The organism is Phenylobacterium sp. (assembly GCF_004297125.1).
Taxonomy (GTDB): domain Bacteria; phylum Pseudomonadota; class Alphaproteobacteria; order Caulobacterales; family Caulobacteraceae; genus Phenylobacterium.
The window spans coordinates 175,437-201,962 of sequence record NZ_SCVD01000001.1; the positions used below are offsets into that span (position 1 = coordinate 175,437).

General features: G+C 70.3%; 27 protein-coding genes. 21 read left to right on the forward strand and 6 right to left on the reverse strand.

The features are described from left to right. The 3 genes from EPO51_RS00845 to EPO51_RS00855 are packed head-to-tail and all read left to right on the forward strand — an operon-like array spanning nt 1 to nt 4,793. Entirely contained in the window at nt 1-933 is a 933-nt protein-coding gene (locus tag EPO51_RS00845) for a MotE family protein (RefSeq protein WP_363199858.1), read from the forward strand. 3 nt (nt 934-936) lie between these two features. Next, entirely contained in the window at nt 937-3,846 is a 2,910-nt protein-coding gene (locus tag EPO51_RS00850; RefSeq protein WP_293344986.1) for a tetratricopeptide repeat protein, read from the forward strand. Between the two features lie 47 nt (nt 3,847-3,893). Continuing rightward, entirely contained in the window at nt 3,894-4,793 is a 900-nt protein-coding gene (locus EPO51_RS00855; RefSeq protein WP_293344988.1) for a gliding motility protein GldB-related protein, read from the forward strand. Here the strand turns inward: EPO51_RS00855 and fliP are convergent. Both fliP and EPO51_RS00865 read right to left on the reverse strand, forming a co-directional pair. Next, the gene (fliP, locus tag EPO51_RS00860) at nt 4,790-5,587 is read right to left on the reverse strand and encodes a flagellar type III secretion system pore protein FliP (protein WP_465246582.1); all 798 of its coding nucleotides are present in this window, start codon (nt 5,585-5,587) and stop codon (nt 4,790-4,792) included. The two genes, EPO51_RS00855 and fliP, sit on opposite strands and share 4 nt — an antisense overlap. After that, nucleotides 5,587-5,859, reverse strand: coding sequence for a flagellar biosynthetic protein FliO (locus EPO51_RS00865; protein WP_293344992.1), 273 nt, complete (start codon nt 5,857-5,859; stop codon nt 5,587-5,589). Before EPO51_RS00865 ends, fliP begins: the two co-directional genes overlap by 1 nt. Before the next feature lie 89 nt (nt 5,860-5,948). On the opposite strand from EPO51_RS00865, the gene flgB reads away from it, so the two are divergent. The 3 genes from flgB to fliE all read left to right on the forward strand — a co-directional run bounded on the left by flgB (nt 5,949) and on the right by fliE (nt 7,141). After that, a complete protein-coding gene (flgB, locus tag EPO51_RS00870; RefSeq protein WP_293344994.1) occupies nt 5,949-6,380 on the forward strand; it encodes a flagellar basal body rod protein FlgB in 432 nt (143 codons plus the stop codon). Between the two features lie 10 nt (nt 6,381-6,390). Then, on the forward strand, nt 6,391-6,810 hold the full coding sequence (gene flgC, locus EPO51_RS00875; RefSeq protein ID WP_293344996.1) for a flagellar basal body rod protein FlgC: 420 nt from the start codon (nt 6,391-6,393) through the stop codon (nt 6,808-6,810). Between the two features lie 61 nt (nt 6,811-6,871). Continuing rightward, nucleotides 6,872-7,141 (forward strand): flagellar hook-basal body complex protein FliE, encoded by a 270-nt coding sequence (gene fliE, locus EPO51_RS00880; protein WP_465246585.1) that lies wholly within the window; start codon nt 6,872-6,874, stop codon nt 7,139-7,141. A gap of 12 nt (nt 7,142-7,153) precedes the next feature. Here fliE and EPO51_RS00885 read toward each other — a convergent pair whose 3' ends face one another. Continuing rightward, nucleotides 7,154-7,657, reverse strand: coding sequence for a superoxide dismutase family protein (locus tag EPO51_RS00885; protein WP_293345000.1), 504 nt, complete (start codon nt 7,655-7,657; stop codon nt 7,154-7,156). An 86-nt stretch (nt 7,658-7,743) separates the two neighbouring features. Between EPO51_RS00885 and EPO51_RS00890 the strand changes: the two genes are divergently transcribed. The 12 genes from EPO51_RS00890 to EPO51_RS00945 all read left to right on the forward strand — a co-directional run bounded on the left by EPO51_RS00890 (nt 7,744) and on the right by EPO51_RS00945 (nt 18,469). Beyond that, the gene (locus EPO51_RS00890) at nt 7,744-8,508 is read left to right on the forward strand and encodes an ATP-binding cassette domain-containing protein (RefSeq protein WP_293345002.1); all 765 of its coding nucleotides are present in this window, start codon (nt 7,744-7,746) and stop codon (nt 8,506-8,508) included. Next, complete coding sequence (locus EPO51_RS00895; RefSeq protein ID WP_293345004.1) at nt 8,505-10,058, forward strand: glycine betaine ABC transporter substrate-binding protein; 1,554 nt, start codon at nt 8,505-8,507, stop codon at nt 10,056-10,058. Before EPO51_RS00890 ends, EPO51_RS00895 begins: the two co-directional genes overlap by 4 nt. A 117-nt stretch (nt 10,059-10,175) precedes the next feature. Continuing rightward, nucleotides 10,176-11,063: a PEPxxWA-CTERM sorting domain-containing protein gene (locus EPO51_RS00900; protein ID WP_293345006.1), complete on the forward strand. Its 888-nt coding sequence runs from the start codon at nt 10,176-10,178 to the stop codon at nt 11,061-11,063. Nucleotides 11,064-11,216: 153 nt separating this feature from the next. Next, nucleotides 11,217-11,480: a flagellar biosynthesis protein FliQ gene (gene fliQ, locus EPO51_RS00905; protein ID WP_293345008.1), complete on the forward strand. Its 264-nt coding sequence runs from the start codon at nt 11,217-11,219 to the stop codon at nt 11,478-11,480. Nucleotides 11,481-11,493: 13 nt separating this feature from the next. Further along, on the forward strand, nt 11,494-12,255 hold the full coding sequence (fliR, locus tag EPO51_RS00910; RefSeq protein ID WP_293345010.1) for a flagellar biosynthetic protein FliR: 762 nt from the start codon (nt 11,494-11,496) through the stop codon (nt 12,253-12,255). After that, complete coding sequence (gene flhB / locus EPO51_RS00915; protein WP_293345012.1) at nt 12,252-13,331, forward strand: flagellar biosynthesis protein FlhB; 1,080 nt, start codon at nt 12,252-12,254, stop codon at nt 13,329-13,331. Before fliR ends, flhB begins: the two co-directional genes overlap by 4 nt. 49 nt (nt 13,332-13,380) lie before the next feature. Next, a complete protein-coding gene (gene cckA / locus EPO51_RS00920) occupies nt 13,381-15,501 on the forward strand; it encodes a cell cycle histidine kinase CckA (protein ID WP_465246583.1) in 2,121 nt (706 codons plus the stop codon). Nucleotides 15,502-15,561: 60 nt separating this feature from the next. Beyond that, nucleotides 15,562-16,191 carry an SRPBCC family protein gene (locus EPO51_RS00925; protein ID WP_293345013.1) on the forward strand — a complete coding sequence of 210 codons (630 nt, stop codon included), beginning with the start codon at nt 15,562-15,564 and terminating at the stop codon, nt 16,189-16,191. Further along, nucleotides 16,191-16,520, forward strand: a complete 330-nt coding sequence (locus EPO51_RS00930; protein WP_293345014.1) for an ArsR/SmtB family transcription factor — start codon at nt 16,191-16,193, stop codon at nt 16,518-16,520. Before EPO51_RS00925 ends, EPO51_RS00930 begins: the two co-directional genes overlap by 1 nt. 60 nt (nt 16,521-16,580) lie before the next feature. Next, nucleotides 16,581-16,838 carry a hypothetical protein gene (locus tag EPO51_RS00935; protein WP_293345015.1) on the forward strand — a complete coding sequence of 86 codons (258 nt, stop codon included), beginning with the start codon at nt 16,581-16,583 and terminating at the stop codon, nt 16,836-16,838. 75 nt (nt 16,839-16,913) lie between these two features. Next, nucleotides 16,914-17,726 carry an SDR family NAD(P)-dependent oxidoreductase gene (locus tag EPO51_RS00940; RefSeq protein WP_293345016.1) on the forward strand — a complete coding sequence of 271 codons (813 nt, stop codon included), beginning with the start codon at nt 16,914-16,916 and terminating at the stop codon, nt 17,724-17,726. A 5-nt stretch (nt 17,727-17,731) separates the two neighbouring features. Further along, entirely contained in the window at nt 17,732-18,469 is a 738-nt protein-coding gene (locus EPO51_RS00945; RefSeq protein ID WP_293345018.1) for a dienelactone hydrolase family protein, read from the forward strand. On the opposite strand, the gene EPO51_RS00950 is transcribed toward EPO51_RS00945, so the two are convergent. Then, nucleotides 18,446-19,315, reverse strand: a complete 870-nt coding sequence (locus EPO51_RS00950; protein ID WP_293345019.1) for a phytanoyl-CoA dioxygenase family protein — start codon at nt 19,313-19,315, stop codon at nt 18,446-18,448. The genes EPO51_RS00945 and EPO51_RS00950 overlap by 24 nt on opposite strands. A 53-nt stretch (nt 19,316-19,368) precedes the next feature. Here EPO51_RS00950 and EPO51_RS00955 point away from each other — a divergent pair, with 53 nt between their 5' ends. Beyond that, entirely contained in the window at nt 19,369-20,235 is an 867-nt protein-coding gene (locus EPO51_RS00955) for a TauD/TfdA dioxygenase family protein (protein ID WP_293345021.1), read from the forward strand. Here the strand turns inward: EPO51_RS00955 and EPO51_RS00960 are convergent. Together EPO51_RS00960 and EPO51_RS00965 are read right to left on the reverse strand one after the other, a co-directional pair. Then, nucleotides 20,219-21,418 (reverse strand): TIGR03862 family flavoprotein, encoded by a 1,200-nt coding sequence (locus tag EPO51_RS00960; protein ID WP_293345023.1) that lies wholly within the window; start codon nt 21,416-21,418, stop codon nt 20,219-20,221. The two genes, EPO51_RS00955 and EPO51_RS00960, sit on opposite strands and share 17 nt — an antisense overlap. Before the next feature lie 3 nt (nt 21,419-21,421). Further along, entirely contained in the window at nt 21,422-22,723 is a 1,302-nt protein-coding gene (locus tag EPO51_RS00965; RefSeq protein ID WP_293345025.1) for a M20/M25/M40 family metallo-hydrolase, read from the reverse strand. A 211-nt stretch (nt 22,724-22,934) separates the two neighbouring features. Here EPO51_RS00965 and EPO51_RS00970 point away from each other — a divergent pair, with 211 nt between their 5' ends. Both EPO51_RS00970 and EPO51_RS00975 read left to right on the forward strand, forming a co-directional pair. Then, nucleotides 22,935-24,716: a DUF885 domain-containing protein gene (locus tag EPO51_RS00970; protein ID WP_293345505.1), complete on the forward strand. Its 1,782-nt coding sequence runs from the start codon at nt 22,935-22,937 to the stop codon at nt 24,714-24,716. Then, a complete protein-coding gene (locus EPO51_RS00975) occupies nt 24,716-26,518 on the forward strand; it encodes a DUF885 domain-containing protein (RefSeq protein ID WP_293345027.1) in 1,803 nt (600 codons plus the stop codon). The genes EPO51_RS00970 and EPO51_RS00975 overlap by 1 nt, the downstream gene beginning before the upstream one ends. Nucleotides 26,519-26,526: the final 8 nt, after the last annotated feature.

A 26,526-nucleotide genomic window follows, 5' to 3' on the forward strand; every position in this document is an offset into this window, starting at 1 on the left:
ATGCCCCGCATCCTCCCGCTGGTCGGCGTCGCCATCGGCGGCGTCCTGGCGGTGAACGCGCTCTCCGGCGCGCGCGACCTGCCCAGCCTGCTGTCGGGCGCCCAGGCGTTCGCCGAGGAGACCACCAAGGGCGGCAAGGCTGAGAAGCCCGCCAAGGCCGACAAGTCGGAAGCCGGCAAGGACGCCCAGGCCGCCACCGGCGCCGCGGCCGACACCGCCGCCGCGCTGCCCGCGCCCACCATCGCGCCCAAGGCCGTCTGCGCGCCCACCGCCGCCGAGCTCGCCAAGCAGGCGGGCCTGTCGCCCGCCGAGCTGCAGGTGCTGCAGAGCCTGGGGGCCCGCCGCGGCCAGCTGGACGCGCGCGAAAACGACATGAACACCCAGCTCGCCCTGATGGCCGCGGCCGAGGCGAAGGTGGACGCCAAGATCAGGGCGCTGAACGGCCTCAAGGCCGAGGTCAACGGCCTGCTCAACCAGTCCAACGCCAAGGAAGCCGCCGAGATCGACCGCCTGGTGAAGGTGTTCGAAGGGATGAAGGCCAAGGACGCCGCGCCGCGCCTGGCCGCGCTGGACGACAACGTCCGCATCCCGATCGCCGCCAAGATGAAGGAGCGCTCGCTCTCGGCGATCATCGCCCAGATGTCGGCCGCCGACGCCAAGAAGCTGACCGAGTCCCTGGCCCGCCGTTACTCCGAGGCCAAGGACGCCGCGTCCAAGGCGAACACCGTGGCCGAGCAGACCTCCGCCGCGCCGACCCCGGACCCGACCGCGGCCGCGCCCAAGAAGCAGGCCGCCGCGCCCCGGAAAGCGCCGCCTCGCAAGAAGGCTCCCGCCGCCCAGACCGCCGCCGCCAAGCCCGCCGCCGCGCCACCGGCCGCCGTTCCCGCGGCCGCGCCGCCGCCCGCCGCCGCCACAGCGCCGCCCGCCGGATAGCCGATGGCGCTGAAGAGGGTCCTCCGCTCCGGGGTCGCCGCGGCCTGCATCGCCAGCGTCGCCGCCCCCGCGGGCATCGCCGCTCCCGCGGTCCAGGCCGTCGCCCAGCGCGGCGGCACGGACGTGCGCGTGGCGACCGCGGAGACCTTTTCCCGCATCGAAGTGGGCCGCGGCGGCGCGCTGCGTCGCGAGGGCCAGACGATCGTCCTGACCGTCGAGCGCGACGGCGACGCCGATATCGGCCGCCTGCTCACCTCGCCGCCGAAGTGGGTGAAGAGCGCCGTCCGGCTGCCGGTCGCCGGCAAGCCGCAGATCGTCATTACCCTGGCCGAAAACGCCGACGCCATGATCGGCCAGGCCGATGGCGCCGTCTTCGCGAACTTCTTCGAGAAGCCCGCCCCGGTCGCCCAGCCCGCCGCCGAGGTGGCGGTGGCCGAGCCCGAGCCCCCCCGGCCCAATCCGCTGCCGGCCGGCGGCGTCGTGAAGATGGCGTCCAAGGTGGCGAACGGCCAGACGCAGCTGACCTTCGACTGGGCCAATCCCGCCGGCGCCGCGGTCTTCCGCCGGGGCGACGCGGTCTGGCTGGTGTTCGACGCCCCGGCCACGCTCGACGTCTCCAGCGCGCCGAAGAACGTGCGGCCGCTGCGCGGCATCCGGACGTTCAAGGGCGCCGACCACGCCGCCCTGCGCATCGACATCGATCCCGACGCCCCGGTCTTCGTGGCTTCGCAGGGCGCTTCGTGGACCATCTCGCTGGGTCCGGGCCCGCAATCTCAGCCGACCATCGTGCGCGTCGCCCGCGACGCCGGCGGCGGCCCGGCGGCGCTCAAGGCCCCGGTGGCCGGCGCCACCCGGGTCATCAACCTGCCCGACCCCGTGGTGGGCGACACCCTGACCGTCGTCACCGCCCTGGGCCCGCCCAAGGGCGTCCCCAGCCGCCGCGACTTCGTCGACGCCGTGCTGCTGCCCTCGATCCAGGGCCTGGCCGTGGAACGCCTGGCCGACAACGTCACCGTCGAGCGCGATGGCGAGCTCGTCCGCATCAGCCGCGCGGCGGGCCTGACCCTGTCGCCGGTCTGGGCCACCCGCGACCGCGAGGAAGCCCAGCTGGGCGCGCCGCAGCCGGCGATCATGCCGGCCATCATCCCGACCGCGTGGGCCGAGGTGGGTTCGAGCGGCTTCCTGCGCCGCTACGAGACTCTGCTGGCGGCCGCCGCGAGCGAGGGCGGCAACAAGGACCGCGAGGCGCCGGTCGCCGCGCGCATGGGCCTGGCCCGCTTCCTGGTGGGCTCCGAACTCAGCTTCGAGGCCATCGGCGTCCTCAACAGCCTGGCCCGCGAGCATCGGGAGATGCTCGACGATCCCGAGTTCCGCGCCCTGCGCGGCGTGGCCCGCACCCTGGCCCGCCGCTACGCCGAGGCCGACGCCGACTTCTCGTCGCCGTCGCTGGCCGACGATCCCTCGACCGCCCTGTGGCGCGCCTACGTCAACACCCAGATCGCGCAGTATCCCGAGGCGCGGGCCCAGTTCGTGAAGGGCGCCGAGGCCTACGGGCTGATGTCGCCGCTGTGGAAGTCGCGCTTCGCGCGCGCCGACGCCCAGGCGGCCCTGGCCCAGGGCGACCTGGTCGGCGCCGAGGCCCGGGTCCGCATGGCGCTGGAGGAGAAGGTCTCGTCCGAGGAACAGCTCCGGACCCGCCTGGTCCAGGCGCGGATCGTCGAGCTGCAGGGCCTCCAGGACCGCGCGCTCAGGATCTACAAGGCCATCGCCACCGCGCCGATCGACTCCATCTCGGCGCCGGCCACCCTGCGCGCGACGCAGATCCGGCTGCAGCTCAACCAGATCACCCCCGTCCAGGCGGCCGGGGTCTTCGACGGGCTGCGCTACCGCTGGCGCGGCGACGCCACCGAGCTCGAGACCATCCGCGCGCTGGGCCAGCTCTACCTCGCCCAGGGCCGCTACCGCGAGGCGCTGGAGGCGCTGCGGTCGGCCGGCGTGCGCCTGCCGTCGCTGCCGGAAGCCCAGCAGCTCCAGGCGGACCTGAACGCCGCCTTCCGCGGGCTGTTCCTCGACGGCCTCGCCGACGGGCTGGAGCCGCTGCAGGCGCTGGCCCTGTTCTTCGACTTCAAGGAGCTGGCCCCGATCGGCGCCGACGGCGACCTGATGGTGCGCAAGATCGTGCGGCGCCTGGTCGACGTCGACCTGCTGCCGCAGGCCGCGGACCTGCTGAAGTACCAGGCCGAGAACCGCCTCGACGGCGTGCCGCGCGCCCAGGTGTCCACCGACCTGGCGGTCATCTATCTGATGGACCGCAAGCCCGAGCAGGCGCTGGAGGCGATCAACGGCTCGCGCACCACCGTGCTGCCCACCGCGCTCGCCGCCGAGCGCCGGCTGATCGAGGCCCGCGCCTGGACGGGCGTCGGCAAGTACGACAGCGCCCTGGAGATTCTGGGGAACGACGCGTCCAGGGACGCCGGCGAGCTGCGCGGCGAGATCACCTGGAAGCAGAAGAACTGGGCGGCGGCCGGCCCGCTGTTCGAGAAGTCCCTCGGCGACCGCTGGAAGACCCCGACCCAGCTCTCCAGCGAAGAGGAAGGCCGCCTGCTGCGCGCCGGCGTCGCCTACAGCCTGGCGGGGGACGAGGGTTCGCTTGCTCGGCTGCAGCAGCGCTACCAGGGCTTCTACGAGAAGGCCAACAACCCCGACGCCCTGCGCATCGCGCTGTCCGGTGTGCCCACGGGCCGGCTCAGCGTCGCCGACTTCGGGCGTGTCTCCGCCGACAACGAGGCCTTCGCCGGCTGGGTCGACAAGATGAAGGGCCGCTTCAAGACCCGTCCGCCGCCGGTGGGCAAGCCTGTCGCCCCGGCCAAGCAGGCGCAGGCGGGGCCGGCAACACCCGATGCCAAGGGCTGACGCCTGCGCGGATTGCGCGGCCCGGCTTTCGCCGTACATCGTCTCGCATGTCCCGACTCGCGATCCTCGTGGTGCTCGCCGCGCTCGCTTCCGCCCCCGCCCTGGCCGCCGGCAAGGGAGAGCCCGATATCCGCACGTCGGACGTCGACCTGTTCTATCGTGTCTACGAGGCGGCGGATCGCCGCCCCACCGCCGAGGTCTTGCAGCGGGACTATCTGGACGCCGGCTCGCCCGGCGTGCGCGAGTTCATTCCGGAGCGCATCCTTTCCGCGGAGCGGCTGGCCAAACGGATCGGTGAGAAGCCCGAGGTCTACGACCACGCCCGCAGTTGCGCCACGGCCTTGCCGGAGGTGCGCCAACGCCTGAAGCCGGCGTTCCACAGGCTCGCGCAGCTATACCCGGAGGCAAAGTTCCCGCCGATCACCGTCCTGATCGGCCGCAACAGCTCGGGCGGCACCGCGGGCCCGAGCGGTGCGCTGATCGGGCTGGAAGTCATCTGCGCCACCATGCGTCCCGATGAGACGGTCGCCGACCGCTTCGTCCATGTGATCGCCCACGAGTATGGCCATGTGCAGCAGCACGAGGAAAACTTCCCCAAGCCCACTGTTCTCGAGGCGTCGCTGATCGAGGGGACCGCGGAACTGGTGGCGCAGCTCAGTACGGGCCGGATCCTTAATCACCACCTCGTCGCCTGGACCAAGGGCCGCGAGAAGGCGCTGGGCGAGGCCTTCCTGCGCGACGCGGACAAGACCGACCTGTCGGCCTGGCTCTACAACGGGATCGGCACGGCCGAAGCGCCTGGCGACCTGGGCTACTGGCAGGGCTGGACGATCGCCCGGGCCTACTACGACCGGGCCAAGGACAAGAGGAAGGCCCTGGCCGAGCTGATCGCGCTGAAGGACCCGGCGGGGATTCTGGCCGCCAGCGGCTGGACGCCCGGCGGCTAGCCCCCGCCCGCGCCCCGCTGGAAGCTCTCGACGAGGGAGCCGCAGACCAGCCGCCAACCGTCCACCAGGACGAAGAAGATCAGCTTGAACGGCAGGCTGACGACCACGGGCGGCAGCATCATCATGCCCATGCTCATCAGCACGCTGGCCACCACCAGGTCGATGACCAGGAAGGGGATGAACAGCAGGAAGCCGATCTCGAACGCCCGCTTGAGCTCCGAGATCATGAAGGCCGGCGTCACCACCCGCAGGGGTGTCTCCTGGAGGTTCGTGGGCCGCGGGATCTTCGACAGCCGGATGAAGAGCGCCAGGTCCTCGCGGTCCACCTGGGTCAGCATGAACTGCTTCACCGGGGCGCCCGCGGCGTCGAAGGCCGCCGGCAGCTCCATCTGCTGTTCGAGCAGGGGCTTGACCCCTTCGTTGTAGGATCGCTCGAAGGTGGGGCCCATGATGATGGCGGTCAGGAACAGGGCCAGCGAGATGATCACCGGGTTGGGCGGCGCCTGCTGCAGGCCCAGCGCCGTGCGCAGCAGCGTCAGCACCACCACGATCCGGACGAAGGACGTGGTCATGATCACGATTGACGGCGCCAGCGACAGCACCGTCAGCAGCCCAACGAGCTGGACCACCCGCTCGGTGAGCCCCGCGCCCGTCCCCAGGTTGACGTTCAGGGTCTGGGCGATGGCGGCGGCGGGGAACATCATCGCCACGACGGTGGTCATCGCCGCCAGGATCGCCGCGCGGCGCCAGTCCTCGGCGGGCAGGGTGCGCAGCGCCTTCCAGAGACCCAGCATCACTTGGCCTCCCGGGGCGGCAGCTCGGCCAGGACCTGGCCTTCGCCCAGCAGGATGAGTTGCTCGCGGCCGTCGCAGTCCACGATCAGCAGGCGCCGCGCGGGGTCGAGCACCAGGCTCTCCACCACCCTCAGCCGGCGATCCTTCTTCTGCGCCGAGAGCCGCGCGATGTAGTCGGGCCCGTACTTGCGCAGGGCCACGGCGGCGAGACCGATCAGCCCCAGGGTCAGGGCGAGCGCGAAGACGGCTCTGAGGAATGAGGCGATGTCCATCGGGGGCGCTTCTGCGGGCGGATACCGACGCCATTCGCCGCTGAGTCCCTTAAGCGCGAATTAACCGTGTTGATTAAGGATAGGCCTTCATGGACCTGGCCCAGATTCCGCTCTTCTCGATGCTCAAGGGTCGCTTGGGCTACCTCAGCGAACGCCAGAAGGTGATCGCCGAGAACGTGGCCAATGCCGACACCGCGAAGTTCGTGCCCAACGACCTGAAGCCCTTCAGCTTCGACGCCAAGGTGCAGGCCCAGAAGATGGCCCAGACGGGAGGCGCCTCGATGATGGCCGCGACCCAGGCCGGCCACATGGCGCCCAAGAACGAACGCCGGGGCCTAGGCTCCCAGTTCAAGACCCAGAAGTCCCCCGACTCCGAGATGACCCTCAACGGCAACGCCGTGGTCCTCGAGGACGAGATGATCAAGATGACCGAGGCGCGCATGAACTACGACGCCGCCATTAGCTTCTACCAGAAATCCATGGGCCTCCTGCGCATGGCCGCCCGCCGGCCCGGCGGCTAGGACCAGCTAGATGCCCGAGATCAAACCCGTTTCCGGAGTCGCCCAGGCCGTCGCGGCCTCGGCGCTACGCGCCCAGCAGGCGCGCATGAGGATCATCGCCGAGAACCTGGCGAACGCCGACTCCACGTCCAAGACTCCCGGCGGCGACCCCTACCGCCGCCAGGCGCCGGTGTTCGAGCCTACCAAGGTGGCCGGCGCCAAGGGGGTGCGGATGAGCAAGATCGAGCCCGACCAGACCGCCTTCCGCGAGGAATACGATCCGGGTCATCCGTCGGCCAACGCCAAGGGCTACGTGAAGCTGCCCAATGTGAACAGCCTCGTCGAGGCCATGGACATGCGCGAGGCCCAGCGCGCCTACGAAGCCAACCTCAACGTCATCGAGACCGCGCGCAGCATGGAAATGCGCACGCTGGATCTCCTGAAGAGATAGGGGCTGACCGATGATGACTCCGCTCGCCGCCGCCAAGGCCTACGCCGCCACCCAGAAGGGGATGGGCGTCGGCGACGCCATGGGAACCTCGGGAACCCAGGGCGCCGCGCCGGGCGGGGGCTTCGCCGACATCCTGAAGTCGGCGATGTCCGACGCGGTCCACGCCTCGAAGACCGCCGAGCACCAGATGGCCGCCCAGGTCGCGGGCAAGACCGAACTGGTCGACGTGGTCACCGCCATCTCGGCCGCCGAGGCCAGCCTGGAGACCGTGATGGCCGTCCGCGACCAGGTGATCTCGGCCTATCAGGAAATCATGCGGATGCCGATCTGAGCGCTTACGCGCTCATTTGACTTCCGCGCACGCCACCCGAGCGCCCGCGCCGCCGATCGGCTGGGTCTGGTGGTCGTCGGCCCCGGCGTGGATCAGCACCGCCGAACCGTCCGCATCCTTCAGCGCCGCGAGCGTGGTGAGCGACGAGAACACCTCGGTCGCGCCCGTGCCGTCCGCCGCCACATAGAGGTTCGGCAGGTCGCCGGTCTCGTTGGCCTTGGGGTTCAGAAGGCCATGCACCCGGTCGCCGCCCCCATGGGTGTGGCCGCCCGCCGAGGTGAAGTCGGCCTTCGAGCAGTCGGCCTTCTCGTGGAAGTGCAGCCCGTGCCAGCCCGGCGCCAAGCCCTTGACCTCCACCTTCAGCAACACGCCCTTGGGCGCTTCGACCAGGGTCGCCTTGCCGATGACCTGGCCGGTCCCGTTCTTCAAATCCGCGGTGGTCTGGGGCGACTGGGCGGTCGCGGACGAGGCGCAGAGCGCGAGGGCGGCGGCGGTTGCGAGGAGGCGAGGGGGCATGGAGGAACTCCGGTTCAGCTACGCCGGTAACGTCTAGCGCCGCCTGCCGGCTCCCCCAAGCCGGAACGAGATGCTACGCCTCGGCCATGGCGGCCTTCATCGAATTGACCGGAGTGTCGAAGCGCTACGGCGACCAGGCGGCCCTTGACGGCATCGGCCTCTCGGTGGGCGAGGGCCAGTTCGTGGCCCTGGTCGGCGGTTCCGGTTCGGGCAAGACGACCCTGCTCAAGACCATCAACCGGTTGATTCGGCCGGACGCGGGCGAAGTCGCGGTGGCGGGCGAGGATGTCTCAGCGTCCGCGCCCCACCTGCTGCGCCGCCGCATCGGCTACGTCTTTCAGGAGGTGGGCCTCTTCCCCCACCTCACCGTGGCAGAGAACATCGGAGTGACGCCGCGCCTGCTCGGCTGGGACAAGCCCAGGATCGCCGCCCGCGTTTCCGACCTCCTGGAACTCGTGGCCCTGCCGCGCGAAGTGGGAGATCGCCCGCCCGCGGCGCTGTCGGGCGGGCAGCGCCAGCGGGTCGGCGTCGCCCGGGCGCTGGCGGCCGAGCCGCGGCTGATGCTGATGGACGAGCCGTTCGGCGCCCTGGACCCCGTGACCCGCGACGCGCTGGGCGCCGACTACCGCGCCCTGCACGAGCGGCTGGGCCTGACCACGGTCATGGTCACCCATGACATGGCCGAGGCGGTGCTGCTGGCCGACCGGATCGTGGTGCTGAAGGCCGGCCGCATCCTCGCCGACGGCGCGCCCGCCGACCTGCTGGCCCAGTCCCGGGACCCTGACGTCCGCGCGCTGCTGGAAGCCCCGAAGCGGCAGGCCGAGCGCCTGCGCCAGAGGCTGGGCGCATGAACCCGCGCCTGCACGCGGCCTTCGAGCTGCTTCCCGAATACCTGGGTTGGCACGTGCTACTCAGCCTCAGCGCCCTGGCGCTCGGCCTGACGATCAGCCTGCCGCTGGCGGTGGCCGCCTCGCGCAGCCCGCGCCTGCGCTGGCCGGTGCTGGCGCTGGCCAGCCTGATCCAGACCATCCCGAGCCTGGCGCTGCTGGCCCTGTTCTATCCGCTGCTCCTGGCCCTTTCGGCGCTGAGCGCCGCGATGACGGGAAGGGGCTTCTCGGCCCTGGGCTTCCTGCCCTCCCTGCTGGCGCTGACGCTGTACTCCATCCTGCCGATCCTGCGGAACGGCGTGGCCGGGATCACCGGCGTCGATCCGGCCATATCGGAGGCCGCCGACGGCGTCGGCATGACCTCGCGTCAGAAGCTGACCCAGGTCGAGCTGCCCCTGGCCGCCCCGGTGATCATGGCGGGCGTCCGCACTGCCGCCGTCTGGACCATCGGCGCGGCGACCCTGTCCACACCCGTCGGCCAGACCAGCCTGGGCAACTACATCTTCGCGGGCCTGCAGACCGAGAACTGGGTGTTCGTGCTGTTCGGCTGCGCGGCCTCGGCCGTCCTGGCGCTCGCCGCCGACCAGCTGCTGGGCCTCGTGGAGACCGGCGCCCGCACGCGCCGGCGCGGCCTGGTGATCGCCGGCCTCGCGGGCATCGTCATCGGCGCAGGCGCGGCCCTCGCGCCCCTGGCGACGTTCGGACAGCACGCCGCCTACACGGTGGGCGCCAAGAACTTCTCCGAGCAGTACATCCTGGCGGAACTCATGGCCTCGCGCCTGGAGCGGGCGGGCGCCAGGGTCTCCCGCAAGGAAGACCTGGGCTCGGCGGTCGCCTACCGCGCGCTGGCCGCCGGCGAGATCGACGTCTACGTGGACTATTCCGGCACGCTGTGGACCAACGTCCTGGGCCGCACCGACAATCCCGGGCGCAAGGCGGTCCTGGACCAGCTCACCGCCGAGCTGAAGCGCCGCGACGGGGTGCTGGTGCTGGGTTCGCTGGGGTTCGAGAACGCCTACGCCTTCGTCATGCGGCCCGACCGCGCGGCCGCGCTGGGCGTCGCCAGCCTTGCCGACCTGGCGCGCGAGGCGCCGCGCCTCAAACTGGGCTCCGATCTCGAATTCCTCTCGCGGCCGGAATGGGAGGCGGTCGACGCCGCCTATGGCCTCACCTTCCGGTCGGAACGCGCCTACCAGCCCACCTTCATGTACCGCGCGCTGGCCGCCGGCGACGCCGACGTCATCAGCGCCTTCTCCTCCGACGGGCGCATCGCCGCCGACAAGCTCGTGGTGCTCACCGACCCGAAAGGGGCGATCCCGCCCTACGACGCAGTGGTCCTGGTCTCGCCCAAGGCGGCCGCCGACCCCCGGCTGGTCGAGGCGCTGCGCCCGCTGGTGGGCGCGATCCCCGTCGAGGCCATGCGCGCGGCCAACTACAGCGTCGATCGCGACGCCGGCAAGGCGACCCCAGGCGAGGCGGCCAGGGCGCTGGAGCGCGCCATCGCCGCGAATTGAGGCGCCGGCTGCGGCATACACGCCTGAGGGTTGAACCCTGTTGTCGAACGGTCACGACCCCGTTGTAGGGTAAAGAAAGTGTTTATGCGGGCCAGCGCCCGCCGTTGGGGGAATGTGATGAAGTTCAAGAGTTTGGCGGCCGGCGCCGCGGCCGCGGTGCTGGCGTCGGTCGCCATGGGCGGCGCGGCGGGCGCCGTGGTGATCACCAACGGCACGATCAGCGTGGGCGTCAACGAGTACGGCCAGCTGCTGTCGAACGACGTGAGCGGCGCCGAGGTCGGCCTGAAGCGTAACGGTGGGGCCGAGGTGCTCTACCAGAATGCGCCGCGAGATTCCTGGGGCGTGAACAGCGCCAATGGCCCGGACGCCGACGCCTATGCGGATGATGTCAGCGGATCCAGCTTCGGCGTAGCCGCCGTCCCCGGCGAGTCCAGCTCGACGGCCAACAGCGCCGTGACGACCGTGCTCACCGACAGCTTCAAGGTCGTCCAATCGTTCAGCTTCGTCGGCGACGATGTCCTGGCGATCAAGGTCGACCTGACGAACACGTCCGGCGACGCGATCGACGCCATCTTCCAGCGCCTCGCCGAGTTCCACATCGACGAGAACGTGGAGTATGCGACCAACCCGTTCAGCACCGGCATCCAGACCACGACGGTCGGCTTCGAGGAGCAGCGCGTGTCGCAGGATTGGTTCTTCCCCTGCTGCACCAGCGATCCCTTCAACTATGGCGCTGGGTTCCGGTTGAACCTCGGCACGATGGCCGCGGGCCAGACGCGTTCCTTCACCTACTACTACGGCCTGGGCGACGGCGGCATCGCCGACCAGTTGAAGGCCGCTGGCGCGAGCGACGTCGTGATGGTGGCGAACGAAGGCGCTTCCGCCGCCGCCGCCATGGGCGTGTCCGTGGTCGCCGTGCCGGAGCCGGCCACCTGGGCCATGATGATCCTGGGCTTCTTCGGCCTCGGCGCCACGCTCCGCCGCCGCCGGACCGCGCTGGCCTGACCCCAAGCCTCAGGACCGCGACGACCCGAACCCCCGGCGGCCTGCGCCGGGGGTTCATTCGTTAATGGCTCCTAGCCCTTTGTTAACCATGCCGGGGCAGATTGGGGCGTCGGTGGGAGGTTCCGCCGGACCAGCTTTTTCATGAGGTCTTCCATGAGCGGCGCCGAGGTTCTGGACGTCGGGCGTGACGCCATCTGGCTCACCATTCAGATCTGCGCCCCGGTCCTGCTCGTGGGCCTGGTGGTCGGCGTGAGCATCGGCCTGTTCCAGGCCCTGACCCAGATCCAGGAACAGACCCTGGTCTACGCGCCCAAGATCGTCGCCATCTTCATCTCGCTGCTCGTCTTCCTGCCGATGATGGGCGCGCTGATGAGCGAGTTCATGCGCAACATCGCGGCCCGCATCGCGGGCATGTAGGAGCCCCGGCGCCGTGGAGTCCTACGCCACAGCCCAGCAGGTCTTCGCCGCCGGCCTCGTGTTCACACGGGTGGCCGCGATCGTCATGCTGCTGCCCGGCTTCGGGGAGACCTTCATCCCGCCACGCGTGCGCCTGTCCTTCGCGCTCGCCCTCTCGCTGATGCTGTTCCCGCTGTTCGAGGGCCGCGCGCCCGCGCTGCCCGGCACGGCGACCGGCCTGGCGGGCGAGATCATCCGCGAGCTGCTGATCGGCATGCTGGTCGGCGGCATCCTGCGCCTCTTCATGTCCTCGCTGGCGGCGGCCGGAGAGATCGTCTCGATGGCGACGACACTGTCCTTCGCCCAGACCGCCAACCCCATGCAGGCGACGCCCTCGACGACGCTGGGTTCGCTCCTCGGGACGATGGGCCTAGTCCTGATCTTCGCCACCAACCTGCACCACCTGTTCCTGGGCGCGATCGTCAACTCCTTCGACCTCTTCCCCTTCACCCGCGACGTGCCGGTCGCCGACGCCGGCCAGCTCGCCGTGCAGACGGTGAGCCGCTCGTTCGCGCTCGGGCTTCAACTGGCGGCGCCGGTGGTGGTCTTCTCGCTCATCTTCAACGTCGCCACCGGCCTGGTCGGCCGGGTGATGCCGCAGTTCCAGGTGTTCTTCGTGGCCAGCCCGCTGGCGATCGTGCTGGGCCTGTCGATCTTCGCCCTCAGCCTTGGGACGATCGGCATCGTCTGGCTGGATCACTTCCGGGAGTTGCTCGGCAACTTCGTGCCGACATGAGCGACGCGCCCGAACGCGAGTCAAAAACAGAAGAGGCGACACCCCAGAAGCTCGCGAAGGCGGCGGAGAAGGGCGATGTCGTCAAGACCATGGACCTGGGCCCGTTCGCGGTGCTGGCGGCGGTCTGCTCGGTGCTGATCATGCTGGGCGGATGGATGGCGCGCGACCTGGCCCACAAGCTGCTGCCCTTCTTCGCCCACCCCGACACCATCTCGCTGGAGGGGCATGGCGGGATGACGGTCCTTCGCTACACCTTGATGGCCAGCGCGCCGGCGCTGCTGATCGTCATGCTGAGCGCCGCGTTCGCCGGCTCGGCGGCGAGCGTGATGCAGACCGGGCTGAGCCTCAATCCCGAGAAGCTGAAGCCCGACTTCTCCAAGCTCTCCCCCAAGAAGGGCCTGGAGCGGATGTTCGGGCCCGACGGGCTGGTGCAGTTCGTGAAATCCCTGGTGAAGGTGTCGGTGATCGCCCTCCTGGTCTGGTGGGTGCTCAAGCCCTACGTGCCCCAGTTCCCCTCGCTGTCGGCGCTGGACGTGGGCGCGATCCTGCCCTTCTCCGTCGAGATCCTGAAGCGGCTGGTCTATTCGGTGGTGGGCTTGAGCCTTGTGGTCGCCGCCGCCGACTGGTTCTGGCAGCGCCACCGCTTCCACATCCGCATGCGGATGACCAAGGAAGAGGTGAAGGAAGACTACAAGAACAGCGAAGGCGATCCGCACATCAAGGCGCGCCAACGCCAGATCCGCATGGAGAAGGCGCGCCGCCGCATGATGCAGGCCGTGCCGGAGGCCACGGTGGTGGTCATGAACCCGACCCACTACGCCGTCGCCCTGAAGTACGAGCAGGGCGAGAACGCCGCGCCCATGTGTGTGGCCAAGGGCATGGACGCGGTCGCGCTGAGGATCCGCGCGATCGCCGAGGAAGCCGGGGTGCCGGTGATCGAGGATCCGCCGCTGGCCCGGGCGCTCTACGCCGCCGTCGACATCGAGGAGATGATCCCGCCGGCCCACTTCGAAGCCGTGGCGAAGATCATCGGATTCATCCTGGGCGCCGGCCGCCGCCGCGCCGCACACCGGTAGAGACGGCTTGCCGACTTTGCTCCCTCACGCCCTAAACCGTTGTGACACAATGCAGACCAACGATTCGCCGCAGGGGCCGACGCTCGCCATGGCTGAGCCGCCGTCCAAGACCCGCAAGGTGGACCCCTTCACAGGGCTGGCGGTGTTCTTCTTCCTGCTCGCCGCCGCCTTCGCCGTCGCGCCGGCGCTGAACGCGGGGCTGGAGACCCTGGCCGGCACCATGCTGCTGGTGGGGCTGGCCGGCGTCTGCTGCCTGGGGCTCTTCGTGCTGCGCGGTCCGCCCGAGGCGCCCGCCGAAACCGAGGCCGGCGCCGACGCTTTCCTGGCGGCCCTGGACGAGCCTTCCGCCGTGGCGGCGCCCGATGGGCGGCTGCTCACCACCAACGCCGCCTGGCGCGGGGCGATGGGCACGGCCGCGCGCCTGCCCAAGAGCGGAGCCGCCGCCTCCAGCCTGTTCGCCGCCCTGGCCGCGGCCCGCCGCGGAGACCTGGGCCGCGCTACGGTCAAGTCGGGCGGCCAGGAGCGCGAGGCGCTGGTCTCGCCCATCGGCCCGCGCCGCTTCCTGGTGCGCCTCACGGGACGTGGATCCGGCCCGCTGGCCCTGCCGTCGTCGGCGATGGACGTGCTGAACGCCGTCGCCGGCGCCAAGGCCCCGCCGCCCAAGGTGCTCGACGCCTTCGCCGCCGCCTCGCCGTTCGGCGCGGCGCTGCTGGAGGGGGAGGATCCGTTCGAGGCCCGCATCATCGAGGCCAATCCGGCGCTCGCCGCCGTGGCCAAGGGCGGCGAGGCCGGGCAGGTGTTCGGCGACCTGATCGAGCCCACCAGCCGCCTGGACGCGGCCCTGCGGCTGGCGGAGGCCCGGGACGGCCACGCGCCGCTGGAGGTGCGCCTGGCCCACGATCCCAGCCGGATCGCCCACCTCTACCTGTCGCAGAGCCCGGGCCGCTGGGTGGCCTACCTCGTGGACGTCTCCGACCAGAAGCAGGTCGAACTGCAGCTCTCGCAGAGCCAGAAGATGCAGGCCATCGGCCAGCTCGCCGGCGGCGTGGCGCACGACTTCAACAACCTGCTGACCGCCATCCTGATGCAGCTGGACGTGCTGGCCTCGCGCCACCCCGTGGGCGATCCCTCGTACGAGGGCCTGAACGAGATCAAGCAGACGTCGATGCGGGCCGCCGACCTCGTCCGCAAGCTCCTGGCGTTCTCGCGCAAGCAGACCGTCCAGCGCGAGATCCTGGACGTGGGCGAGATGGTCTCGGAGTCCGAGGTCCTGCTGCGCCGGCTGCTGTACGAGGACGTGAAGCTGGTCACCGACTACGGCCGCAACCTGCCGCACGTGCGCGCCGACCGCGGCCAGCTCGACACCGCGGTGATGAACCTGGTGGTCAACGCCCGCGACGCCATCCGCAGCCACGGCGGCGGGGTGATCCGTATCCGCACGGCCCGCGTGACCCAGGAGGAGGCCCGCTCGCTGGGCTATCCCACCGCCGCCGGCGACCAAGCCCTGATCGAGGTCAGCGACGACGGCCCCGGCATTGCGGCCGACGTGATGGACAAGATCTTCGACCCGTTCTTCACCACCAAGCCGGTGGGCGAGGGCACGGGCCTTGGCCTCGCGACCGTCTACGGCATCGTCAAGCAGTCCGACGGCTGGATCGCGGTGGCGTCGAAGCCGGGCGAGGGTGCGGCGTTCCGCATCTTCCTGCCGGTCCACATCGCCCCGGTCGCGGCGCCGGGCGCCGAGCCTGTGGCCGAGCCCGCCGCGCCGAAGCGCCCGGCGGCCCGCGACCTGTCCGGCGCCGGCCGCATCCTGTTCGTGGAGGACGAGGACGCCGTCCGTGGCGTGGCGGCCAAGCTGCTGCGCGCCCGGGGTTACGAGGTGATCGAGGCGGCCAGCGGCGAGGAGGCCCTGGAATATGCCCAGAGCCACGCCGGCGAGATCGACCTCATGATCTCCGACGTGGTCATGCCCGGCATGCAGGGGCCCGACCTGCTGAAGCAGGCCAGGCAGTATCTGGGCAGCGCGCCGGTGATGTTCATCTCGGGCTACGCGGAGAGCGAGTTCTCGGACCTGCTGGAGGGCGAGAAGAACGTCTCGTTCCTGCCCAAGCCGATCGACATCAAGACCCTGGCCGAGCGGGTGAAGCTGGAGCTTCAGAAGGCGGCTTGATTTAGATTCGACTTATATAAGTATGAGGTGATATGAGGTCCTCGAGACGGAGGACCCTGCATGCTGTCGAACGCTATAGGAGCCGAGTTCCGCGAAGTCGCCGACCGGGAGTGGGAGGGCAAGGCCGCCAAGGCCGTAGTGGCCGCCCGCGTCTATGACACCGACCCCGACGATCTGTGGGACGCGCTGACCAACGCCGAGCGCATCCCGCGGTGGTTCTCAGCCGTGACCGGCGACCTGAGGCTGGGCGGCCGCTACCAGGTGCAGGGCAACGCCGGCGGGACGATCCTGCGCTGCGAGCCGGGCCGGGCGCTGGACCTCACCTGGGAGTTCGCCGGCGCGACGAGCTGGGTCACCCTGCGGCTGGCGCCCGAGGGCCAGGGCACGCGGCTGACGCTGGAGCATGTCTTCCCGGCCGCGGACCTCGACGGCGAGCACTGGCGGAAGTTCGGACCGGGCGCGGTCGGCGTCGGCTGGGACCTGAGCTTCCTCGGCCTTGGCCTGCATCTCGTGTCCGGCGGCGACAGGCTCACCGAGACAGACCCAGCCTGGATGGCTTCGGATGAAGCCAAGGCGTTCATGCGGGCGTCCGCTGAAGCCTGGGCGGGGGCCCATATCGCCTCGGGCGAGCATCCGGAGACCGCGCGGCGGATGGCGGGCGCGACCGCCAAGTTCTACACCGGCGGCTGATGCACGCGTTCGATGTCCTGGGCGATCCCGTCCGCCGCCGGCTGCTGGAGTTGCTGGCCGAGGGCGAGCACTCGTCCGGCGACATGACCGCAGTCGTCCAGGCCGAATTCGGGATCAGCCAGCCTGCGGTGTCCCAGCACCTGAAGGTTCTGCGGGACGCGGGCTTCGCCAGCGTCCGGATCGACGGCCCGCGCCGCATCTATTCGGTGGACGCCGGCCCGATGCGCGAAGTCGACGCCTGGCTCGACCGCTTCCGGATGTTCTGGACGCCCAAGCTGGAAGCGCTGGCGACGGAGGTGGCCCGCGGCAAGCGCAAGCGGCAGGAGTAGCCCTTGCGCCCACCGCCGCGCGGCGCGATGGATCGGGCTTCGGCCAACCGGAGCCCCGGCATGAGCGACAATACCCTCCCAACCCAACGCACGGGCGCCACGGCCGTCGGCGCCACGGCCGTCGGCGTCAGCGCCGCCGGGGCTACCGCCTTGTTCGCCACGGCCGCGGGCGCGATGGCGTTGGGCGCGCTCGCCGTGGGCGCCATCGCCATCGGGCGCCTCGTGGTGCGGCGCATGTCGGTCGGCCGATTGCGGATCCGTAAGCTCGAGATCGACGAACTGACCGTTGGCCGGCTCACCGTCCGCAAACAGGACTAGACGCAGGCGCTTGCGCGCCGGCCCCCGCCGCGCGACCGTACCGGCAAGCAGAAAGTACGGTACGGGAGGTCGGCGATGGCGGGTGTGAATCCCAACGGAACCCTGAAGGGCAGGACGGCGCTGGTCACCGGCGCCAGCCGTGGCATCGGCGAAGCCATCGCCGTGCGGCTGGCCATGGAGGGCGCCAGGGTGGTGGTCTCGGCCCGGACGGCGGAGGCGGGCGAGAGCAAGCTGCCCGGCACGTTGCACGCCACGGTGGACCGCATCCGCGCCGCGGGTGGCGAGGCCACGGCGATTAAGGCCGACCTGTCCGACGAAGCCGACCGCGTGCGGCTGGTGGCGGCGGCGACGGCCGCCTACGGCCCGATCGACATCCTGGTGAACGACGCGGCGGTCACCTTCTTCATCCCCGTCGAGACGTTCCCCAAGAAGCGCTTCGACCTGATGATGGAGGTCCAGGTCTGGGCGCCGATGCACCTGGCCCAACTGGTCCTGCCCTCGATGCGGGAGCGCAAGGCAGGCTGGATCGTCAACATCTCGTCCGGCGCCGGAATCCATCCGAAACAGCCTTACACACGGCGTGGCGGCGGCACGGTCTATGGCATGTGCAAGGCGGCGCTGGAGCGGCTCACCACCGGCCTGGCGTCGGAAGTCTATGACGACGGTATCGCGGTGAACGTGGTCTCGCCCGGCCTGGTCGACACTCCCGGTGTGGCGGTGCATGGCCTGATCAACGAGCAGACCCGGGACCGGGTCCAGCCGATCGAGTTCATCGCCGAGGCAGTCTACCAGTTGGCCAAGGGCGACCCGAAGACCATGACGGGACGTATCGACTACGCCGAGCCTTTGCTGAAAGAATTGGGCATCGCCCCCACCGAACTGGTCTGAATCCGATGATCGAGCAAACCGTCGAGATCGCCACCAAGGACGGCAAGATCACCACCTTCATCGTCCACCCCGAGCGCGAGGGGCCGCACCCGGTGATCCTGTTCTTCATGGACGCCCCGGCCATCCGCGAGGAACTGCGCGACATGGCCCGGCGGATCGCCACGGCGGGCTACTATGTGATGCTGCCCAACCTCTACTATCGGAAAGGGGTGCTGGAACTGAAGGACCTCCCGCCGCTGCCCGAGGCCGAGGCGCGGGCGCGGATGTTCGAGCTCATGGGCTCGATCAACATCGCCATGGTGATGGACGACACCGATTGCCTGCTGGAGTTCGCCGGCCGCGACCCCGCCGCCAGCCCCGGCCCGGCGGGCGCAATCGGCTATTGCATGAGCGGCCAGTACGCCATCAACGCCGCCGCCCGCCATCCCGAGCGGATCGCCTGCGCCGCCTCGATCTACGGCGTGCAGCTGGTCACCGACCGGCCGGATAGCCCGCACCTCGCGGCGCACAGGAGCCCGGCCGAGCTCTACTTCGCCTGCGCCGAGCACGATACCTATGCGCCGCTGGAGATGGTCGAGGCGCTGGATGCGTCGCTGAAGGAGTCGGCCTCCAACGCCGAGGTCGAACTCTATCCGGGCGTCCACCACGGCTTCGCCTTCCCGCAGCGGCCCGTCTACGACAAGCCCGCCGCCGAACGGCATTGGGAGCGCCTGTTCGCCCTATTCAGGCGGAACCTGGGGTAGGCGACTGCGCGTGGGCCCCGGAGACTGCGCCACCACCGGCGGGACCCAGCCGGGCTGCAGGGCCTTCTTCGGATGCAGCGAGCTGACCATGCCCATGAAGGGCGGCCAGATGTCGTAGCCCAGCAGGCCCTGCAGGCGGGGCGACATGGCCCGCGCGCGCTCGGGCGGGATGCCGAGGAAGAAGTTCTCCTGGGTGCGGCCCCAGGGTTCGCAGTACTGGTTGGTGAAGGCCAGGCGGGGCTTGTCGCTGCGGTTGGCGCCGCCGCGGTGGACGACCGTTCCGGCCATGACGAAGCAGGCGCCGGCCGGAATCTCCATCGGGACCAGCATCGCGGCCATCTCTTCCGGTGAATTCGGGCGGCCCCCGGCGCCGTGGTCGCCCCAGAGGTGGCTTCCGGGGATCACCTCGGTGGCGCCATTCTCGGCCGTGAACGGGTCGATGGCGGCGATGACCGTGTAGCTGATCGCGGGCCGCGGACGGGGCTGGCGATAGAAGCCGTCGTCGGTGTGCAGATCCTGCGCCGCCTCGCCGGGATTGATGCGGATCGACTGGCTGGCGGTCAGCAGGTAGCCGGGCTGCAGGAAGCGATCGAGCAGGGCCAGGACCCGGGGCTCCTCCGTGAGGTCCTCGAACACCTTGGCCCGGGCGACCAGGGTGTAGACACGCTCGGTGTTGAAGCCCTCGAAGGCGTTGCGGCCATGGTGCGCGCCCATGTAGGGCGCGAGGCCGTCGCGAACCGCCTGCAGGGTCGCCGCATCCATGAAGTCCCGGATCACCGTGAAGCCCTGCTCGCGGATCTCCGCGGCGTGGGCGTCGGCGTCGAACTGTGCGGTGGGTTTGTCCATCTCGCTTGGCCTCCCTATTCTGGCAGGATAGCACGCCGCCCGGAGGACGCCCGATGAGCCAGATCCTGAACATCCGCCGCGTGGCCGGCGCGCTTGGGGCGGAGCTCTCCGGCGTGGACCTGTCGGCCGCCCTGCCGGACGAGACCGTCGCGGCGATCCGCCAGGCGCTGGTCGAGCACCAGGTTATCTTCTTCCGCGACCAGGCGCTGACGCCGGCCCAGCAGACGGCGTTCGGCGCGCGGTTCGGGCCCCTGAACATCCATCCCTACGTCGCCGGCATGGCGGGGCAGCCCGAGGTGATGGAGATCATCAAGGAGCCGTCCGACAAGATCAATTTCGGCGGCGGCTGGCACTCGGACATGAGCTTCCTGGAGACCCCCGCCATCGGCTCGATCCTCTATGCGGTCGAGCTGCCGGAGTGGGGCGGCGACACCCTGTTCGCCAGCCAGGCCGCCGCCTTCGAGGCCCTGTCGCCCGGCCTGCAGAAGACGCTGGAGGGCCTGAACGCGGTCCACTCCGCCAGCCGCGAATACTCCGCCCAGGGCCACTCGGCCCAGAAGCGCGGCGCCATGAAGGTGGCCGAGGCCGACGGCTATGTGGGCGAGTACGTCCACCCGATGGTGCTGGTCCACCCGGAGACCGGCCGCAAAGCCCTGTACGTCAACCCGGCCTTCACGCTGCGGATCGAAGGCTGGAAGACGCGCGAATCCAAGGCCTTGCTGGACTATCTTTTCGAGCACTGCCGCTATGAGGCCTTCACCTGCCGCTTTGCCTGGCGGAAGGGTTCGGTGGCCTTCTGGGACAACCGGTCGGTCTGGCATTTCGCGCTCAACGACTATCCGGGTCAGCGCCGCCACATGCGCCGGGTGACGGTGGATCCGTGGCCGACGACGGGCAAGGCCTCTATCGCGGCGGAATAGCCAGGCGTTTCAGTACGCCCTGCGCGGCCGCGCGGCCGGTGGCGAAGCTCGCCTGCAGCAGGTAGCCGCCGGTGGGGGCTTCCCAGTCCAGCATCTCGCCGGCGACGAACACGCCGGGGCGGGTGCGGAGCATGAGGTCGTCGTCCACGGCCTCGAGGGCCACGCCGCCCGCCGAGGAGATGGCGCGGGCCAGGGGCTGGACGCCGGTGAGGCGGATCGGCGCGGCCTTGATCGCGGCGGCCAGGGCGGCGGGCTGGACAGGCAGGCGCCTGCCGTGGGCCTCGCGCAGCAGGTTGATCTCGACGGGCGAGAGCTTCAGCGCCTTCCTCAGGTGGTTCGACAGGGACTGCCCGGCCTTGGGGTGGCTCAGCCGCGCCGTGAGCGCGCCGGCGCTCATGTCGGGGCGCAGGTCGAAGGCGATGGTCGCCGAGCCCGCGGCCGCGATGGCGTCCCGCAGCGGGGCCGACAGGGCATAGAGCGCGCCGCCCTCCAGGCCGTAGCGGGCGACCATGGCCTCGCCCCGCACCGTCCGGTCGCCGAAGGAAAGCGCGATCCCTTTCAGCGGCCGGCCGGCGAAGCCCTGCATCACCGGACTCCAGGCGACGTCGAAGCCCATGTTCGCCGGCCGGAAGGGGACCGCCCCCTCCAGCCACGCGGCCCAGGCGCCGTCGGAGCCCAGCCTCGGCCAGCTCGCCCCGCCCAGCGCGAGGACGGTGGCCTCCGGCCGCTCGGTGGTTTCGCCGTCCGGGGTGTGGAAACGCAGCGCGCCGTCGTCGGTCCAGCCGCGCCATTCGCTGCGGGGCCGGATCGTCACGCCCAGCCCGGCCAGCCGCGCCAGCCAGGCGCGCAGCAGGGGCGAGGCCTTGAGGGCCTTGGGGAAAACGCGCCCGGAGGAGCCGACGAAGGTCGGCTGGCCCAGGCCCTCGGCCCAGGCGACGAGGGCGGCCGGGGGGAAGGCTTCCAGCATCGGCCGCAGAGGCTCCGCCGCGGCGCCGTAGCGGGCGGCGAAGGCCTCGAAGGGCTCGGAGTGGGTCAGGTTCAGGCCGCCGCGGCCCGCCATCAGGAACTTGCGGCCCACCGACGGCATGCGGTCGTGGACCGTGACCGCGTGGCCGGCCGCCGCCAGGGTCTCGGCCGCGAACAGGCCCGCGGGCCCGCCGCCGATCACCGCGACGGCGGCCACGGCCTAGTCGTGCCCGGCCATCGCCAGCAGCGCCGACAGGCCGACGCCCATGCCCTTCACGCTCTCAGGCTTGGCCACGTCGATCCATTCGTCCACGGCGTGCGCCCGGCCGCCCGTGCCGCCCGAGCCGATGGTCACCGCGGGGATGCCCAGGCTGATGGGGATGTTGGAGTCCGTCGAGCTCGCGCCCAGCACCGCGTTGGGGTAGCCAGCGGCGCGCACGGCGGCGGCGGTGATCTGGACGATCTCGGCGTCTTCCTTGGTGGCGCCGGTGGGCCGCTCGCCGATCTGTTTCACCTCGGCGCTGATCTGGCCGGCATGGGTCGAGCGGACGCTGTTCTCGGCCTTCACAGCGTTGTCGACGATCTGCAGGAACTTCGCATCGACCTTGGCCAGCTCCTCCTTGCTCTCGGAGCGCATGTCGACCTCGAGCCAGATGGCGTCGGGGATCGAGTTCACCGATGTGCCGCCCCCGACAACGCTCGTGGCGTAGGTGGTCTTGGGCTGGCTGGGCGTGACGATCTTGTTCATCTCGACCACCGTGGTCCCCATGGCGGCCATCGGGTTCACCAGGCCATAGGCGCCGTAGCTGTGGCCGCCCGGGCCCTTGAAGGTGACGCGGTAGCGCTTGGAGCCGACGGCGCCGAAGGTCACCCGCTCGGCCGAGGTCCCATCCATCGAGAAGAAGGCCGCGACGCGGTCCTTGTACTTGCCCTTGGTGAAGATGTAGCGGACCCCGCGCAGGTCGCCGGGGCCCTCTTCGCCCACGTTGCCGACGAACAGGATGTCCTTCTTCGTCTTCACCTTGCCGGCGTCGAGCGCGCGGATGTAGCCCAGAAGGACGGCCAGGGAATGGGTGTCGTCGCCGACGCCGGGGGCGTGCAGCTTGGTCCCCTCCCGGCGGACCTTCACGGCGGTCCCCTCCGGGAAGACGGTGTCCAGGTGGGCGGCGATCACCACCAGCGGGGCGCCGGCCGGGCCGGTCCCGCGGCGCAGGCCCATGACGTTGCCCTCGGCGTCCATCTCCACGTCGGTCAGGCCGTGGGCCTTCAGCATGGCCATGTACGCCTCGGCGCGCTTCTGCTCCTTGAAGGGCGGGGCGGGGATCTCGGTCAGGGTGACGGTGTCCTCGACGATGCGGTCGTGGTCGCGGTCCAGGGCGGCCATGGCGGCCTTGAAGCCGGCGCTGCCGCGGATGGCGCCGATGGTCCTGTCGGCCTGCGCGGGCTGGCTGGCCGCGGTCGAGCCGGTGGCCAGGGTGAGCGAGAGGACAGCGGCCAGCCCATGCCGCGAAACGCGTAACATCGTGATGGAATCCTTGCTTGCGAGCGGGGGCATATCAACCGATCCGACCGGCCTTCGCTAGGGCGGAAGGGCAGGTTGTTTCGCATTACCGGGAATTAATGCGCCAATCTGTCCCCGGCGGGCTTGCCGGGTCCGTACCGCCGCCTCTAAGCCTTCGCGTCACATAATCGGTAACTGGGGAGGCGTGTTCGTGCAGAGCCGTCGGCAGTTGATGATCGCCGCTGGGGCGCTGGCCACCTTGGCGGCGACGCGGTCCACCGCCCAGCCCACCGGCGCCGACGCGCAGCTCACCGCCTTCCTGGACCAGGTCTTCAAGGAGACCCTCGACGACAGTCCCGAACTGGTGACGTCGCTGGGTCTCGACAAGGGCGAGCGCGCCGCGGCCAAGTCCCAGCTGCACGACGGTTCGCTGGCGGGCGTGGAGAAGCGCAAGGCGCGCAACTCCGACCAGTTGCGCCGCCTGAAGGCGATCGACCGGCGCCAACTCACCGGCATGGCGGCGGTCAACTACGACACCCTGCTGTTCGAGCTGCAGACCACCGAGGACGGGAACAAGCGGTTCGCCTGTCCCTCCGGCGGCAGCCCCTATGTCCTGGCCCAGATCTGCGGCGCCTGGCAGGAGGTCCCGGACTTCCTCGACAGCCAGCACACCATCGAGACGCGCGAAGACGCCCAGGCCTACCTCGCCCGCCTGGAAGCCTTCGCCACGATGATGGACGCCGAGGTCGAGCGCGTGCGCCACGACGTCGGTCTGGGGGTGGTCCCGCCGGACTTCGCGCTGGCCGGGGCGATCAGTGGCATGAAGGTGCTGCGTCAGCCGGCCGACAAGTCGACGCTGGTCACCTCGCTCGCCAATCGCGCCAAGGCCAAGGGCATCGCCGGCGACTGGACCGCCCAGGCGACCGCGCTCTACGACGGCAAGGTGGTCCCCGCCCTGGACCGCCAAATGGCGCTGATGGAGAGCCTGAAGCCCAAGGCCGTCCACGACGCCGGCTGCTGGCGGCTCCCCGACGGCGAGGCCTATTACGCCCACGTCCTGCACGCCCAGACGACCAGCAGGATTACACCGGCCGAGGTCCACAAGCTGGGCCGCGACGTGACGGCCGAGCTGTCGGCGCGCGCCGACGTGCTGTTCAAGCAGCTTGGCTTCACCAAGGGCTCGGTGGGCGAGCGCTATATCGCCCTCTACGAGAGCAAGAAGGGCGTCTATCCCAACACGGACGCCGGCAAGGCGGAGGTCATCGCCGACCTGAACAAGGTGGTTCAGGACATGCAGAACCGCCTGCCGGAACAGTTCGGCACGCTGCCCAAGGCGCCGCTGGAGATCCGCCGCATCCCGCCGGCCACCGAGGGCGGGGCCTCGACGCACTACGAGGCGGCCAGCCTCGATGGCTCTCGCCCCGGGGTCTACTGGCTGAACCTGCGAGACACGGCGGAGAGCCCGTACTGGTTCCTGCCCACCACGACCTACCATGAGGGCAACCCGGGCCATCACATGCAGATCACCCTACAGCGCGAGGCCGACCTGCCGATGATCCGCCGGGTCATGGGCTTCGGGGCCTATGCCGAGGGCTGGGCGCTCTACTCCGAGCAGGTCGTCCAGGAGATGGGCGTCTACAAGGGCGAGCCGCTGAACGAGCTGGGCTACATCCACGACGCCCTGCTGCGCTCGGCCCGCCTGGTGACCGACAGCGGCCTCCATAACCTGAAGTGGAGCCGCGAGAAGGCGATCGCCGAGATGCGCGCCATCGAGGGCGATCCCGAGCCGCTGGCCGCCCAGGAGATCGAACGCTATTCGGTCTGGCCGGGCCAGGCGTGCAGCTACATGGTGGGCAAGGTGACGATCTTGCGCCTGCGCGAGAAAGCGAAGACGGCGCTGGGGGCCAAGTACGACCCGCGCAAGTTCCACGACGCCATACTGCTCTCCGGCTCCATGCCGCTCACGGCGCTGGAGAACGTCGTCGACCAGTACATCGCCGGAGCCAAGGGGTGATGGACCGCCGCACGTTCCTGGGGACCGCTGCGGCGGCCGCCCTCGCACCCGCCGCGCAGGCCGCGACGCCGGAAGACGCCAAGCTCCGCGCCATCTTCGACCGGTTCTTCGAGGACAACCTGGCGGATTCGCCGGAAGCGGTGACGCGGCTGGGCCTGGACAAGGGGCCGCGGGCCGCCGCCAAGTCGAAACTGGACAGCGCCTCGCTGCAGAACATGGCGGAGTCCAAGGCGCGCACAGTACGCCACCTGGCCGAGCTGAAGACGATCGATCGCTCCAAGCTGAGCCCGGCGGACCAGCCCAACTATGACGCCGTGCTGTTCACGCTGGAGGGTGATGCGGCGGCGGGCAAGCGCTATGCCTATGGCTCCGAGGGGGCGGGGGAACCCTATGTCCTGTCGCAACTCACGGGCGCCTATCAGGACATCCCCGACTTCCTGGGCTCGCAGCACGCCATCGAGACCAAGGCGGACTGCGACGCCTACCTCGCCCGGCTCTCGGCCTTCGGGACGGTGATGGACGAGGAGGTGGCGCGCGTCCGCCACGACGTGGGGCTGGGCGTGGTCCCGCCGACCTTCATCCTTGAGCGCGCGCTGCACCAGATGCACGGGCTGCGCAGCTCGGCGCCGGCCGCCTCGCCGCTGACCACCCAGCTCACGGATCGCGCCAAGGCCAAGGGCGTCGCGGGCGACTGGGCCGGGCAGGCCGAGAACATCGTCGCCTCGGACGTCTATCCCGCGCTGGATCGCCAGATCGCGCTGCTGCAATCGCTGCAGCCCAAGGCCAACTCCGACGCCGGGGTCTGGAAGCTGCCCGACGGCGAGGCCTACTACCGCGACGCGCTGCGCAACTTCACCACCACGACGCTCACGCCGAAGGAGGTCCACCAGATGGGCCTCGATACGGCCAAGGAGCTGGGCGCGCGGGCCGAGGCGATCCTGGCCAAACAGGGCATGACCCAGGGCACGGTGGGCGAGCGGATCGCCGCGCTCTTCAAGGACGCCAAGTACCACTACGCCAATACCGACGAGGCCAAGGAGAAGCTGATCGCCGACTTGAACGGCATGGTCGCCGAGATCCGGCCGCGGCTGCCGACCATGTTCGGAACCGTGCCCAAGGCCAACGTCGAGATCCGCCGGGTGCCGAAGTTCATCGAGGCCGGCGCGCCGGGCGGCTACTACAACCGCCCCGCCCTGGATGGCTCGCGGCCGGGCATCTACTGGATCAACCTGCGGGACAGCGCCGAGAACCCCTCGTGGACGCTGAAGACCCTGACCTATCACGAGGCGATCCCGGGCCATCACCTGCAGCGCTCGCTGCAGCAGGAGGCCGACCTGCCGATGCTGCGCAAGATGGCGGGCTTCCCGGCCTTCGCCGAGGGCTGGGCGCTCTACGCCGAGCAGGTCGCGCTGGAGATGGGCGAGTACAAGGATGACCCGCTGGGCGAGCTGGGCCAGATCCAGGCCTCGCTGTTCCGCGCCGCGCGCCTGGTGGTCGACACCGGCCTGCATTCCATGCGCTGGAGCCGTGAGAAGGCCATCGAGACCATGACCTCGATCGACGGCAGCCCGGCGTCGTCGGCCACCACCGAGATCGAGCGCTACTGCATCCGCCCGGGCCAGGCCTGCGCCTACATGGTGGGCAAGCTCACCTGGCTGCGCCTGCGCGCCAAGGCGCAGAAGGCGCTCGGGCCCCGCTTCGACATCCGCAAGTACCACGACGCCGTGCTGCTCGGCGGCGCCATGCCCCTGACCGTGGTCGAGGGCGTGGTCGACCGCTGGATCGCCGCGAACAAGGCTTGAGAGACCCG

What these genes read in the sequence shown, in the direction of transcription:
- EPO51_RS00845 (WP_363199858.1), top strand. Translation starts at nt 1, where the DNA reads ATGCCCCGCATCCTCCCGCTGGTCGGCGTCGCCATCGGCGGCGTCCTG.
- EPO51_RS00850 (WP_293344986.1), top strand. Translation starts at nt 937, where the DNA reads ATGGCGCTGAAGAGGGTCCTCCGCTCCGGGGTCGCCGCGGCCTGCATC.
- EPO51_RS00855 (WP_293344988.1), top strand. Translation starts at nt 3,894, where the DNA reads ATGTCCCGACTCGCGATCCTCGTGGTGCTCGCCGCGCTCGCTTCCGCC.
- fliP (WP_465246582.1), bottom strand. Translation starts at nt 5,587, where the DNA reads ATGCTGGGTCTCTGGAAGGCGCTGCGCACCCTGCCCGCCGAGGACTGG.
- EPO51_RS00865 (WP_293344992.1), bottom strand. Translation starts at nt 5,859, where the DNA reads ATGGACATCGCCTCATTCCTCAGAGCCGTCTTCGCGCTCGCCCTGACC.
- flgB (WP_293344994.1), top strand. Translation starts at nt 5,949, where the DNA reads ATGGACCTGGCCCAGATTCCGCTCTTCTCGATGCTCAAGGGTCGCTTG.
- flgC (WP_293344996.1), top strand. Translation starts at nt 6,391, where the DNA reads ATGCCCGAGATCAAACCCGTTTCCGGAGTCGCCCAGGCCGTCGCGGCC.
- fliE (WP_465246585.1), top strand. Translation starts at nt 6,872, where the DNA reads ATGGGCGTCGGCGACGCCATGGGAACCTCGGGAACCCAGGGCGCCGCG.
- EPO51_RS00885 (WP_293345000.1), bottom strand. Translation starts at nt 7,657, where the DNA reads ATGCCCCCTCGCCTCCTCGCAACCGCCGCCGCCCTCGCGCTCTGCGCC.
- EPO51_RS00890 (WP_293345002.1), top strand. Translation starts at nt 7,744, where the DNA reads ATGGCGGCCTTCATCGAATTGACCGGAGTGTCGAAGCGCTACGGCGAC.
- EPO51_RS00895 (WP_293345004.1), top strand. Translation starts at nt 8,505, where the DNA reads ATGAACCCGCGCCTGCACGCGGCCTTCGAGCTGCTTCCCGAATACCTG.
- EPO51_RS00900 (WP_293345006.1), top strand. Translation starts at nt 10,176, where the DNA reads ATGAAGTTCAAGAGTTTGGCGGCCGGCGCCGCGGCCGCGGTGCTGGCG.
- fliQ (WP_293345008.1), top strand. Translation starts at nt 11,217, where the DNA reads ATGAGCGGCGCCGAGGTTCTGGACGTCGGGCGTGACGCCATCTGGCTC.
- flhB (WP_293345012.1), top strand. Translation starts at nt 12,252, where the DNA reads ATGAGCGACGCGCCCGAACGCGAGTCAAAAACAGAAGAGGCGACACCC.
- cckA (WP_465246583.1), top strand. Translation starts at nt 13,381, where the DNA reads ATGCAGACCAACGATTCGCCGCAGGGGCCGACGCTCGCCATGGCTGAG.
- EPO51_RS00925 (WP_293345013.1), top strand. Translation starts at nt 15,562, where the DNA reads ATGCTGTCGAACGCTATAGGAGCCGAGTTCCGCGAAGTCGCCGACCGG.
- EPO51_RS00930 (WP_293345014.1), top strand. Translation starts at nt 16,191, where the DNA reads ATGCACGCGTTCGATGTCCTGGGCGATCCCGTCCGCCGCCGGCTGCTG.
- EPO51_RS00935 (WP_293345015.1), top strand. Translation starts at nt 16,581, where the DNA reads ATGAGCGACAATACCCTCCCAACCCAACGCACGGGCGCCACGGCCGTC.
- EPO51_RS00940 (WP_293345016.1), top strand. Translation starts at nt 16,914, where the DNA reads ATGGCGGGTGTGAATCCCAACGGAACCCTGAAGGGCAGGACGGCGCTG.
- EPO51_RS00945 (WP_293345018.1), top strand. Translation starts at nt 17,732, where the DNA reads ATGATCGAGCAAACCGTCGAGATCGCCACCAAGGACGGCAAGATCACC.
- EPO51_RS00950 (WP_293345019.1), bottom strand. Translation starts at nt 19,315, where the DNA reads ATGGACAAACCCACCGCACAGTTCGACGCCGACGCCCACGCCGCGGAG.
- EPO51_RS00955 (WP_293345021.1), top strand. Translation starts at nt 19,369, where the DNA reads ATGAGCCAGATCCTGAACATCCGCCGCGTGGCCGGCGCGCTTGGGGCG.
- EPO51_RS00965 (WP_293345025.1), bottom strand. Translation starts at nt 22,723, where the DNA reads ATGTTACGCGTTTCGCGGCATGGGCTGGCCGCTGTCCTCTCGCTCACC.
- EPO51_RS00970 (WP_293345505.1), top strand. Translation starts at nt 22,935, where the DNA reads ATGATCGCCGCTGGGGCGCTGGCCACCTTGGCGGCGACGCGGTCCACC.
- EPO51_RS00975 (WP_293345027.1), top strand. Translation starts at nt 24,716, where the DNA reads ATGGACCGCCGCACGTTCCTGGGGACCGCTGCGGCGGCCGCCCTCGCA.